A 12,239-nucleotide genomic window follows, 5' to 3' on the forward strand; every position below is an offset into this window, starting at 1 on the left:
AAACCGGAAAAGCATATCCGGCTCATGGGGAAGTGTACGCTGGCCCCGGCCCGGGCCAGCATGGGGCCGCCCAGGCCCCCGATCTCCAGCGCAGGGCGCTGGCGCAGCAGCTCGGCGGCCAGCGCGCCCGCGCACATGTCGCCGGATGCCTCGCTACAATTTATCCATATCTTGCGGATCACTGCTCGCTCCAGGCGGTTGGGGACAGGCGCAGCCGACGCCGGACGGCCCCCTCCCGGGGGCCGCGGCCAGGCGGCGCCCCCCGGCCAGGGCCGGGGGGCGCCGTTGGACGGCGGCCGGGCGGAGGGGGCGCACGGCCAACCTGGCTCCCTCAAGTTCAATGCCCGGGGGAGAGGGCGACGCCGCGGGCGCCAAACCTGGGGGAGGTTTCGGGGGCGAGAAGCTGGCAGACCACTCCGCCGATCACCAGCGTGGCGATGCAGCAGGCCAGGGTGACCGAGACGCCGTACTGCTCGGTGACCACGGGCAGCATCCAGGTGCCCATGCCCGCCCCGATGCGGCTGGCGGCGATGGTCAGGCCGACGCCGGAGCCGCGCAGCTCGGTGGGGAACAGCTCGGGCGGATACAACCACTCGGCGACGATGGAGATGGCCAAAACGGTGGAGAACGCGCCCAGCAGGACGAAGGCCGCGCTGGCGGGCATGCCGCGCCACAGGGTCATGACGGTCAGGATCGCCGCGGCGCCGTAGAAGGTCCAGATCAGGAACCCGCGACGGGAAACCCTGGGCGCGACGATGATGCCGATGAACACGCCGATCATGGTAAAGGCGTTGTACATCATGCCCGAGGCGTGGGGGTTTTCGATGTTCAGGCCCTTGACCACCACGGGGAGGAAGATGCTGATGGCGAAGAACGGCAGCACCTGGCAGAGGAAGAAAACGCACGACGTGAGCGTGTTGCGCCACAGCTGGGGGCTGAACAGCATGAAGAACGACGCCGAAACGCTTTTCTCAACCTGGTCAGGCAGGGCGTAGTTCGCCCCCAGGTACCTGTGGACCAGCTCCAGGGCCGCGGTCCGGCCCCGCTTGGCCAGCATCCACTGCGGGGACTCGGGGGAACCCACGCGCACGGCCAGGGTGACCAGGGCGAGCAGCGCGGAGGAACAGATGATCCAGCGCCAGCCGTTCTCGCCCATGTCCCCCAGGGTGGCGATCAGCAGGCCCGCGAAGTAGGAAATGATGTAGCCGAAGGTCCAGGCGGCCATGAGCCAGCTCATCATCTTGGTCCGGATGCGTTCCGGGGTCCATTCGCTGAGCAGCGCCACGCCGACGGTATAGTCCGCGCCGACGCACATGCCGAGCAGGAACCTGGCGGCCACCAGGTGCGCGGGGTCCGAAAGGAAGAACTGCCCCACGGACAGGACCAGGCTGAAGAGGGCCACGAAGGTGTACGCGGTCTTCCGCCCGATGCGGTCGATGACGATCCCGGCGAACAGGCTGCCCAGCAGGATGCCGAAAAGCGCCCCGGCCCCGATGAGCCCCATCCAGAAGCCGTCCAGCCCCAGGGGCTGCACGGCGTAGGACAGGGCGATGCCGACAATGCCCAGGATGTAGCCGTCGCAGATCTGCCCCATGAAGGTGCCGACCGCTATTTTCTTGTGTACGGAAGAATAGGGGGCGTTCGCGAAGCTGATCCCCTTATGCTCGTTGGATCCCATTGCCTACCTCCACCTGCACTGAGTGTTGAGTGAACATCACCGCCTCGCACACCGCGGCGCACCTATTCCTTGTAGGCGGTCGCATCCATTTCCAGCAGGCAGCCGTGGACGATCTCGCCGGCCCCCAGGCACAGCCGCGCCGGGCGGTGGTTGCCCATGAACTCGGCGTAGACCTCGTTGAAGCCCTCGAAATCGTCCATGCTGGCCAAAAAGACCGTGGTTTTCGCGATATCGGAGATATCCAGCCCGGCGGCATCGAGAACCAGCTTCAGGTTGTACAGGGTCTGGAAGGTCTGTTCCTTGATGGTCGAGCCCACGACCTTGCCGGTTAGCGGGTGGAAGGGCACCTGGCCGCAGATGTAGTAGGTGTTTCCGGCCTTCACGCAATGGCTGTAAGGGCCTACGACTTCAGCGCTTTCCGGGGAATTGATGTATTCCATGTCGGTCTCCGTCGGCCGAGTGCTCCCGGGGGGGGCGCGATGCGGGAATCGCGCCCCCCTGCTCGGGAGCCGGGTTGGGGTTGGGCGAGGGGTTAGATTTCCTTCTTGGCGTTGAACTCTTCGTAGAAAAGACGCGCCTCGGCCCCCACGGTCAGGAACGGCTCCGGGGGCAGCCGCTTGGGGGTGGAGATCCGGCGCAGGAAGTCCAGATTGTCACTGGGGATGCCGCTGACCCATTCGGCGACGTAGTAGCCAAGCAGGCTCGTCTTGGCGACGCCGGCGCCCTCGCCGCAGGCCGAGGCGAAGACGCTGGGATGGTGTTGCAGCATCAGCGGGCGGTAGTTCATGGTCATGTTGATCATGCCGCCGTAGACGAACTCGAAGTTGACGTGGCGCAGCTCGGGAAAACGGTTCTCGTAGGCCCGGCGCAGCTTGGGGATGGCCCGCTGGATGCGCTGGTGCGAGGTGGTCAGGTGTGTGGCGAAGGAGAAACCGTTGCGCACGAAGATGCGGTTGTCCCTGGTGAAGCGCACGGTGGTCCCGGCGGGGTGACCGGCGGTGCAGCCCCAGGGCTTGACCCCCCGCATGTGCTGCATTTCCTCTTCCGTGAACCGGCGGGTGAACGCGCCGTAGGACAGCACCGGGCAGAAGACCTTCGAGCCGATACCGAACTGCGGGATGAAGGGCCCGGCCGTGACGATGACGGCCTTGCACTTCGCCCGCTTGCCGTTGCGCAGGATGACGCTGGTCGGGCTGCCCTCGTCGATACGCATGACCGGGCACTCCTCGAAGACCTCCACGTTCTCGGGCATCACGGAGAACAGCCCGCGCAGCACGTCGGCGGGGTTTATGAGCACGGTGCCGGAGGTGTAGAGGGCCTTCTTGTAGTACCGGGTGCCGGTGCGGCGGTAGAGCTCCTCGCCCTCCACGACCTCATACGAGCAGTTCATGCGCTTGAGTTCGTCGATCTCGTGATCGATCAGCTTGAAGCTCTTGGTCTCGGCGCAGCAGAGGTACTTGCCGCAGTGGTCCCAGTCCACGTCCTCGATGCCCTTGGCCTTGATGGTGTCCTCCATCCACTTGATGATGAAGGTGTTCAGCTCGAAGTACTTCTTGTTCTCCTCGAAGCTGGACGCGCCCTGGTCGCCGAAATCGTGCGGAACGTCGATGATGAAACCGGCGTTCTTGCCGCTGTCGTTGTCGCCGATCCTGATGGCCTCGAAGACCGCGATCCTGGCGTCGGGGTGCAGCTCGGCCAGGCGGCGGGCCGCCGCCTGGCCGCCGTACCCCGCGCCCACGACGATATAGTCGTAGGCATCCCTGATCTCGGAGCCAGGCAGGAATGCATGGTTCTTGTACGCGGACAGTTCCAGCCAGCTCTGGCCGGTGGTCGTGGGGAACAGCTTCACTTCACGCATGGCATGACCCTCTTGTTGAGAATTGGGAGTATGTGATCCTCACCCGTGCAGGATGATGCGGGCGTCGGCGATGGCCAGCCCCTTTTCCCAGGCAAAGACCGGATTCAGGTCGACCTCGGCGATTTCGCGCAGTTCATCCACCAGGTGCGAGACGACGCACGCGGCTTCCGCCAGGGCCTCGAGGTCGCAGGGCTTGCTGCCCCGGGCGCCCTGGAGCATGCCCAGGCCCTTGATTTCGCGAATCATGGCGCGGCAGGAGGGCATATTCACCGGGGCGACCCGGAAGGCCACGTCCTTGAGGATTTCCACGAAGATGCCGCCCAGGCCGAACATGACCGTGGGGCCGAAGGTGTTGTCGTGGCTCGCGCCGACGATGCACTCGACGCCGCCGGGGAGCATGGCGGTCAGCATGACGCCGAGGATGTCGGCGTCGGACTTGTAGCGCTGCCCGTTTTTCACCAGCTGCGCGTAAGCCTCGCGGGCCTTGGCCTCGGAGTCGATGTTCAGCGCCACGCCGCCCGCGTCGGTCTTGTGCAGGATGTCGGGGGACACGATCTTCATGACCGCCCTGCCGCCGATCTTCCGGTAGAAGGCGGCCGCCTCGTCCTCGCTGGTGGCCAGGTAGTCCTCGGACACGTCGAGGCCGTAGCAACGCAGGATGGCGCGGGCCTCGGTCTCCACCAGGTTCGCGCGCCCCGCCGCCCTGGCGGCGCCGATGATGGCCCGGGCCTTTTCCTTGCGGTCGGCGGGCATGTCGGGGAGCTCCCCGCCCGCCTCCTCCAGCAGGGCTTTCCTGAGCTCGGCGTAGCGGGCGAGGGCGCCCATGGTCCTGACGGCGGCGTCCACCCCGCCGAAGACCGGAACGCCGTGCCCGCTGATGTACTCGAGGCACTGGGGGCGCTGAGGCGCGTAGATGGAGTGCATGACCACCGGCTTGTCGGAGGCGGCGATCCGCTCGGTCATGCTCCTGGCGACATCCATCTCCAGGGCCCTGAACTCCTCGGAAAGGTCGGCGTAGCCGCCGTAGAGGCCCACGATGACGATGCCGTCCACGTCGGGGTCCTGCAACAGGACCTCCAGACAGCGGTCGAACACCCACATGTCGGCCTCGGGCGTCCCGGCCAGGTCCACGGGGTTCTTGATGGGGCAGTGGGGCAGCAGGATCTCGCGCAGCCGGGCCTGGGTGGCGTCGGACAGCACCGGGGCCTCCAGGCCGAACTGCTCGGCGAAGTCCGTGGCCATGACGCCGTGGCCGCCGCCGTCGGTGAGGATGGCGATGCGCCTGCCCCGGGCGGGCTTGCACTTGGAGAACGCCTCGGCGGCGTCCAGGAGCTGGCCGGGGCTGTCCACGCGGATGATACCGGCCTGTCGCAGGGCCGCGTCGAAGACCTTCTCGCTGCCCGCCAGGGAGCCGGTGTGGGACGCCGCCGCGCGGGCGCCTGCTGCGCTGCGGCCGATCTTGATGGCCGCGATGGGCACCCTGGTAGCCGCCCGCCGGGCGGCCGCGATGAACTTGCGGCCGTCCTCCTCGCTCTCCACACGCAGGCCCTCCATGTACAGGAGCAGCACCTTCGTGGCCTCGTCGGTCTCGATGTACTCGACGAAATCGTGGAAGCGCACGTCCATCTGGTTGCCGATGGTCGCCCAGCAGCTGTAGCCGAGGTTCCGGGCCCTGGCGTTGAAGTTGATGTCGATACCGAAGTTTCCGCTTTGCAGCACAAGACTCATGGGTCCGGGGGCCAGGTCGATGATGCTGGCGTTCATGCTCCTGGCCGCGCTGTATGTGCCCATGCAGTTGGGGCCCTGCACCCGCATGTTGCCCTTGCGGGCGATCTCCAGCATCTGGCGCTCGAGCTCCTTGCCCTGCGGCCCGACCTCGCCGAAGCCCGTGGAGACGACGATGGCGCATTTGACGCCCTTCTCCACGCACTGCTCCATGACGGGCAGGATGAACTTGGGGGCGATGGCGATGATGGCCAAGTCCACCTCGCCGGGGACGGCGAGGATGTCGGGGTAGGTGGGCAGGCCGAAAATCTCGCCGCCGGAGCGGGAGACGAAATAGATGTCACCCTCGAACTTGTTCTCGACGAGGCTCTTGGCCGTCCAGTAGCCATACTTCTTCGAGTTCGAGGAGGCGCCGATCAGGGCGACGCTGCTGGGTTTGAACAGGGGAACCAGATCGCTCATGGGGAAACTCCTTGCCGGTCCGCCCCCGGCCCGGGCCGGGGGCGGCGGACTGCTCAATTCGTTGCGACGACGCCGATGGCCACGTCGGGGCAGACGATGCCGCAGATGTCGCACAGGACGCATTTGTCGGGCTGGGCCTGGACGACGTAGTTGTATCCCTGGGCGTTGATGGCCGTGCCGATGGCCAGGACGCCCTTGGGGCAGTTGTCCACACACACCCCGCAGGCCTTGCAGCGGCGGGTGTCGATGACATGGTGCTTGTCGGCCATTAGTTGCCCTCCTTTTCCATCGCGGCGAAGCCCGCGCGCAGCGCGTTGACGTTCAACTCCACCAGCTGGGGCTTCTTGGCCCCGAGGCTTTCCCTGACGACCTCCTCGGCCACCTCCAGCCGCAGCAGGCCGGTGCCCGCAAGGACGGCGCCGAGCATGACCATGTTGGCGCAGCGCACGGTGCCCAGCTCCACCGCCATGTCGGAAACGGGCAGCAGCACCTGGCGGAAGCCCCGGGCATCCCTGGGGGCCTCGACCATGGAGCTGTTGGTGAACAGCGAGCCCCCGGGCACAACGCCCTCGAAACAGTTGGCGTAGGTGGACGAACTGAGGGCCACGGCGATATCCGCGTCGTTCTCCACGATGGGGCTGCCGATGGGCTGGTCGGAAACGATGACATACGCCGTGGAGTCGCCGCCGCGCTGCTCGATGCCGTAGGTCTGGGTCATGACGACCTTCAGGCCCTCCTTGATCGCACCGAGGCAGATCATCTTCGCCATCAGCGCGGAACCCTGGCCGCCCGAGCCGGAAATCGTACATTTATGCAACATCGACCTGCTCCGTTTCGTCCCTGAAGACCTGGGGCTTGAAGTAGTCCGTCATCTCGTTGGCGCAGCGCGCGTAGGAGTCCCTGACCCGCATCTTGAGCCCGGTGGGACAGGGCACGACCACCTCCACGAAGGAGTAGCCAAGGCCCCGGACCTGGCATTCGAACGCCTTGCGGATGCTCCGCTTGGCCTTGCGGATGGCCTTGGGCGTGGCCACGGACTCCCGGGCCAGAAACTTCACGCCCTCCATGGAGCGCATCATCTCCGGCACCAGCAGAGGGTAGCCCTGCAAGGCGGTGTCGCGGCCCTTGGCCGTGGTGGCCGTGACCTGGCCGACCAGGGTGGTGGGCGACATCTGCCCGCCGGTCATGCCGAAAACGGTGTTGTTGACCATGATGGTGGTGATGGGCATGCCCTTGTTGGCCGCGTGCAGCAGGTCGCCCAGGCCGATGGCGCAGGTGTCGCCGTCGCCGGCGTAGGTGAAGACGATGTTTTCCGGCATGGCCAGCTTGTAGCCCAGGGCGAAGGAGGGGGCGCGGCCGTGGGTGGCCTCGATGGCGTCGATGTCCATGTAGTGGTGCGAGAACCCGCCGCAGCCGATGCCCACGATGGCTATGGTCCGCTCCATGATGCCCAGTTCCTCTATGGCCTCGGCCACCAGCCGGGTCACCACGCCGTGGCCGCACCCGGGGCAGTAGCTGGTCAGCTTGTCCAGGTTCAGGGTCTTCCCGTATTTGGCGCTCAGGTTTTCCATCGTCTATTCCCCCAGGAGTCTGTCGGCTTCGGCAATCATGTCGGCCAGGGTGTACATGGGCAGATCGCCGCCGGTCTTGCCGAGGAAGTGGACGGGAATGCGCCCGTTGACGGCCAGCCTGACGTCGTCGACCATCTGCCCGAGGTTCATTTCGACCACCAGGATGTTCTGCACACAAGACCCAAGGGCCTCGAAGGCGCGGTCAGGGAAAGGCCACAGGGTGATGGGCCTGATGAACCCGACCTTTTTGCCGTCGGCGCGCATCCTGGAGACCAGGTCCCGGCACATCCGGCCGTGGATGCCGAAGGCCGCGACGACCAGTTCGGCGTCCTCGACCCCGTCCTGCTCCCACATCTGCTCCTTGTCCCTGATGACCTCGTACTTGGCGCGCAGGCGCTCGTTCATCTCGTAGCCGTCCTGGTGGGAGTAGCTTCCGGTGATGAGGGCGCGCTTGGCGTGGTCCTTGGTGCCGGTGAAGGCCCAGCCGGACGTGTCGAATTCGGCGGAGTAGTCGTTGTAGGCGGGCAGGGTGGTGGACTCTGTGGTCTGGGCGCTCACGCCGTCGATCACGAACACCACCGGAATCCGGTACCTGTAGGCCAGCCGGATGCCGTGGGGCACAAGATCCGCGATCTCCTGCCCGGAGGAGGGCGCGAGGACCACGGTGCGGTAGTCGCCATGCGCGCCGCCCCGGGTGACCACGAAGTAGTCGCTCTGGGCGCCGAGGATGTCGCCGTCGCCGGGACCGACCCGCATGGAGTCGACCACGATGCAGGGCAGGTACGCCGCGCACATGAAGCCGATAGCCTCGTGCATGAGCGTCAGGCCCGGCCCCGAGCTGGAGGTGGCCACGAGCTTCCCGGTGCAGGCGGCGCCAGCCAGGGCGCTGGACACTGCCAGCTCGCTCTCCATCTGCATCATCTGCCCGCCGTACCTGGGCAGGATGACCGCCATCCGTTTCATGACATCCGTCGCCGGAGTGATCGGGTAGGCGAAGTGGTACTTCACTCCGCACCGGGCCAGGCTCTCGGCGAAGGTTTCCGTGTTTTTCAAGAACAACGTTTCCTGGATCATGTGCACCTCAGACAAAGTAAGGGGATCGCCTTCCTGCTCCATCACCGTTCCGTATTCCGGTACGGCGTACCACTATGCTTCGAAAAAATATCGCCTTCCTCTCAGTGCGGCTTTGTGCCGCATTCCGGTATTGCATTCCGCAAAATCGACATTAGCCGAGGCCAACCACGTCGTCAACCCCTCCTGGCCACTTTTCCCCGCACTGCCCCCCAGCCCCCTCCGTCCAGGGCAAAACATGATTCTGCGCGCGCCAAGGCAGCCCCAACCCGCCAGAAACCAGCATGGAAAAATGAAAACCCCGTTGACATCGAGAGCTGCGACCTTTAATAGCTTACCACAAAACGGTACGTCGTACTAGAAAGAGAAACGCGGACGCGCTGCACTCAGGGACGAAACGGCTTGACCGCAGCCCTGCCCGCATGGCCAAAGCGCCCAGGCGCCGCGCCCATCATCACGGCGCCTGGGCACGACCTCAAAGGCACAGGAGGGACGACATGGCGGACGCCCACTCGGCGGAGGAACGCAACAGGCTGAACCCGTACACATTCTGGCCAGGCTTCTCCCTGCTTGCGGCGGGGATCGCCCTGGGCCTGACCTACCACGAAGGGCTGGCCGCCTTCCTCGACAAGGTCATGGCCTGGATCCATTTCAACTTCGGGTGGCTGGAAGTTTCCCTGGGCATCATCATCGTCATGTTCACCGTGGGCGTGGCCCTCTCCCCCATCGGAAACATCCGCCTGGGCGGCAAGGACGCCAAGCCGGAGTTCACCTTCTGGCAGTGGTTCGCCCTCTCCCTGTGCGGCTGCATCGGCATCGGGATCCTGTTCTGGGCCATGGGCGAACCCATCTACCACATGATGCAGCCGCCCCTTAGCCTGCACATCGAACCCGGCTCCAAAGACGCCGGGATATTCGCCATCGCGCAGACGACGCTGCACTGGACCATCGCCCAGTACTGCTTCTACACCGTCTGCGCGGTGGCCATCGCCCTGGCCGGATACAACCGCAAGCACCCGCTGTCCGTCGCCGCCGGGATGTACGCACTGTTCCCGGAGAGGCTCCGCCCCGTGATCATTCCCGCCGTGCACGCCATCTGCCTCTTCTCCCTGTGTTGCGCCATCGCCACCAGCATGGGGGCCGGGCTCATGCAGATCGGAAGCGGAACCGGAAGGATATTCGACTACACCCCGGGCCCGGCCACCTGGGCCGCGGCCGCCGCGATCATCATCCCCATCTATGTCCTGTCCTCGTCCTCCGGCCTGAAAAAAGGCATGCGCATCCTGTCCACGGGAACCACCAAGGCATTCTTCTTTTTCATGGCCCTCATCCTCTTCGCCGGACCGACCCTGTTCATCCTGGGCATCGGCGTGGAGTCCTTCGGCTATTTCGCCGACAACTTCTTCCGCAACAGCACCCTGCTCAACACCATGCAGACCAGCGACCTGTGGCCCATTCGCTGGCTTGTGCCCTACATGGAAATCTTCTTCATCTTCGCGCCGCTGCTCGGTCATTTCCTGGCCCGCATGGGCAAGGGCCGGACCGTGCGCCAGTTCATCCTGGTCAACGTCATCCCCCCGACCATCTTCTGCCATTTCTGGATAGCCACCTTCGGTGGCACCGCCGTGTTCTTCCAATGGAGCGGCGCCGTGGATGTCTGGGGCGGAATACGCGAATTCGGAATGGAATCAATGGTCTACCTGCTGCTCGAACAGTTTCCGTACAGCAAGATTCTGATGGGGCTGTTCGTCGTGACCATCATTTTCTCCTTTGCCACCATGACGGACTCCCTGGTCGCCACCCTGGCGATCATCTCCACCAGGGGCGTCCGGGTCGGCGAGGAGCCGCCCCGGCGGCTCAAGATTCTCTGGGGTGTCGTCATCGGGCTCATCGCCTACGTCCTGTGCATCTGCGGCGGCATCGAGCCCGTCCGCGGGCTCATATCCCTGGCCGGTTTCCCCATGATGCTCTTCACCTTCGCCATGTGCGTGGCCCTCGTAAAGGATGGTATATATTTATTGACAAAACCGGACTGGCTGGACAACGACCACCCGAAAGGCTAATCTTTCGCTGCCCTTCAGCCCCGGGTGGAGGGCAGCGTCATTTTCTTCCTGCTCCCATTGTGAAGAAAAGCATACAAACGGGAAGTACATGCCTCCGAATGACAACTATTATATGATGCGCTCCCTGGAGAAAGCCCTCTTCATCATCGAAACGATGGCTACAAAGAGAGAGTGGACGCTAAAAGACCTCAGCGCTACATGCTCGATACCAAAAGGAACGCTCCAACGCATCCTGCGGACCCTGGAGGAGCTGGGCTATGTGCGGCAGCTCGAACGGGGTGGCGCCTATGCGTTGACGCTCAAGTTCCACACGCTGGGCCGCCAGATCGTTTCGCACAACAACCTTGTCCCCCTGTTGCAACCCATACTGGGTTCCCTGCGTGACAAGGTAAATGAAACGGTAAACCTGAGCATTCTTTCGGACATGGACATGGTCGTCATTCACAAGATAACGTCCAGACATGCCCTCCAGATGGATTCCATAATCGGCACGTCGTTCCCTGCCTACATATCTGCCTCTGGAAAGGCTTTCCTCGCGTTCCTGCCAGAAGAAGACCTGCGCAATTTCATAAAAGATTTGCGCCGCAGTGACGCTGAAATAAATTCGGAGAAGATCAACCTGATTTACAAGGATCTCGAAGAAGTCCGCGAGCGCGGCGTGGGCATGGATTTCGAGGAGCTGTTCAAGGGAATACGCTGCATCGCCGCCCCCGTATTCGACAATGCAGGAGAGATCGCCGCAACCATCAGCTGCTCCGTGCCGACGGTGCGCCTGGACATGTCCCTGTCGCAGAAGCTTGTCCGTGAAATTCCCCTGGCGGCGGCCGAGGCATCCAAGCTGCTCGAGGCCCCCGCCCGCGCCTTCACCCTGGACATCGACGCCCTGGCACAGACCCTCGCCGTACCCTGATGTCGCGGCGCAAGACAGCGCCGGGGCCTATAAGCAGAAAACCTTTATTCCCGGAATGTTCTGCGCCAAGAATGAGCCGCACACCACGGGCGCGGCGCTGGGGTTCCGACGCCGTCCGGCCGCCCTGGGGGCGGTGCCGCGCCGAACGGAACCGCCCCCGGCGGGGAGCCGCGCGGCCCGATCGAACAGCCCGGCAACTCTTCCCGCCCGGCGGGGTGCCGTGCCCCCCCGGGCTTGACCATCCCGCCCCCAGTCCGGCCCAAGGCACCCATTGGCGGTAATTCTGAGGCCTCCCCCCGCACGCCTCCTCACGCAGCCCGGCCGCCCAGGGCCCTCCCCATTGGCGGCAGCCGCCTTTCCTGGCCTCCGCCACGGGGCAGACTCAGACGGCACGGCCCTTGGCCTGGAGTCGACGCAAGTCCCGACAGACAGGCCCCAGACCACAGGCCGCGCACCAGCCTTGTTCCCGCCGAAGGCCCCCGGCCAGCGCACAAGCCCCACCATCAGCCCCATCTTACCCCCCATCTTACCCCGAGAACATGGAGGACGGCAGCAAACGCTCCCCGCCGTCCCCGCCCGCCTCAACCCGGACCGCCGCACCCCAGGAGAGCGCCACCAGCCCTTGCACATGACGACGTTCCTCCTCGTTTCAATCCACCCTCCGCGAGGGGGCGACCGGTCCAGACCACGGGCGCGGAGCTGAGGTATGGGTTTCACTCCACGCCCCCGCGGGGGGGCGACTTGGGCACTGGACGCGGCCGGGCCGTGGAACCGGAACCGGCCGGGCCCGCGCCCGAGGGCGCTCGCGGGCCCGGCCGTCCGCCGCACCTAGGCCGGAGCGTAGAAGCAGCGCTTGGGCGAGCTGACCTTTCCGGCCTTTTTCAGCCCGTCGATGGCCTTG

The 12,239-nt window shown here is 65.0% G+C and carries 10 protein-coding genes and 1 pseudogene; 2 read left to right on the plus strand and 9 right to left on the minus strand.

The window, feature by feature from the left end; genetic code table 11:
- The 9 genes and pseudogenes from M0P34_RS08345 to M0P34_RS08385 form a co-directional block, all read right to left on the minus strand.
- Positions 1–182: pseudogene (locus M0P34_RS08345) on the minus strand (lipid-A-disaccharide synthase); the annotation flags it as partial.
- A 155-nt stretch (positions 183–337) separates the two neighbouring features.
- Positions 338–1,594, minus strand: coding sequence for an MFS transporter (locus tag M0P34_RS08350; protein ID WP_291498362.1), 1,257 nt, complete (start codon positions 1,592–1,594; stop codon positions 338–340).
- 146 nt (positions 1,595–1,740) lie between these two features.
- Positions 1,741–2,118 carry a Rid family detoxifying hydrolase gene (locus tag M0P34_RS08355; RefSeq protein ID WP_291498364.1) on the minus strand — a complete coding sequence of 126 codons (378 nt, stop codon included), beginning with the start codon at positions 2,116–2,118 and terminating at the stop codon, positions 1,741–1,743.
- Between the two features lie 92 nt (positions 2,119–2,210).
- Positions 2,211–3,536 (minus strand): FAD-binding oxidoreductase, encoded by a 1,326-nt coding sequence (locus M0P34_RS08360; RefSeq protein WP_291498366.1) that lies wholly within the window; start codon positions 3,534–3,536, stop codon positions 2,211–2,213.
- A gap of 39 nt (positions 3,537–3,575) precedes the next feature.
- Positions 3,576–5,723 carry an acetate--CoA ligase family protein gene (locus M0P34_RS08365; protein ID WP_291498368.1) on the minus strand — a complete coding sequence of 716 codons (2,148 nt, stop codon included), beginning with the start codon at positions 5,721–5,723 and terminating at the stop codon, positions 3,576–3,578.
- A gap of 53 nt (positions 5,724–5,776) precedes the next feature.
- Positions 5,777–5,992 (minus strand): 4Fe-4S binding protein, encoded by a 216-nt coding sequence (locus M0P34_RS08370; protein WP_291498370.1) that lies wholly within the window; start codon positions 5,990–5,992, stop codon positions 5,777–5,779.
- A complete protein-coding gene (locus tag M0P34_RS08375) occupies positions 5,992–6,543 on the minus strand; it encodes a 2-oxoacid:acceptor oxidoreductase family protein (protein WP_291498373.1) in 552 nt (183 codons plus the stop codon). The genes M0P34_RS08370 and M0P34_RS08375 overlap by 1 nt, the downstream gene beginning before the upstream one ends.
- On the minus strand, positions 6,533–7,294 hold the full coding sequence (locus tag M0P34_RS08380) for a thiamine pyrophosphate-dependent enzyme (protein WP_291498374.1): 762 nt from the start codon (positions 7,292–7,294) through the stop codon (positions 6,533–6,535). Before M0P34_RS08380 ends, M0P34_RS08375 begins: the two co-directional genes overlap by 11 nt.
- Positions 7,295–7,297: 3 nt before the next feature.
- Positions 7,298–8,347 carry a pyruvate ferredoxin oxidoreductase gene (locus M0P34_RS08385; RefSeq protein ID WP_291498377.1) on the minus strand — a complete coding sequence of 350 codons (1,050 nt, stop codon included), beginning with the start codon at positions 8,345–8,347 and terminating at the stop codon, positions 7,298–7,300.
- Positions 8,348–8,862: 515 nt separating this feature from the next.
- On the opposite strand from M0P34_RS08385, the gene M0P34_RS08390 reads away from it, so the two are divergent.
- Together M0P34_RS08390 and M0P34_RS08395 are read left to right on the plus strand one after the other, a co-directional pair.
- Positions 8,863–10,428, plus strand: coding sequence for a BCCT family transporter (locus tag M0P34_RS08390; protein ID WP_291498379.1), 1,566 nt, complete (start codon positions 8,863–8,865; stop codon positions 10,426–10,428).
- Positions 10,429–10,540: 112 nt separating this feature from the next.
- A complete protein-coding gene (locus M0P34_RS08395; protein WP_291498381.1) occupies positions 10,541–11,338 on the plus strand; it encodes an IclR family transcriptional regulator in 798 nt (265 codons plus the stop codon).
- Positions 11,339–12,239 lie beyond the last annotated feature (901 nt).

Origin of the sequence: Desulfocurvus sp. (assembly GCF_023230885.1) — a bacterium.
In the GTDB taxonomy this organism is placed as follows: domain Bacteria; phylum Desulfobacterota; class Desulfovibrionia; order Desulfovibrionales; family Desulfovibrionaceae; genus Desulfocurvus.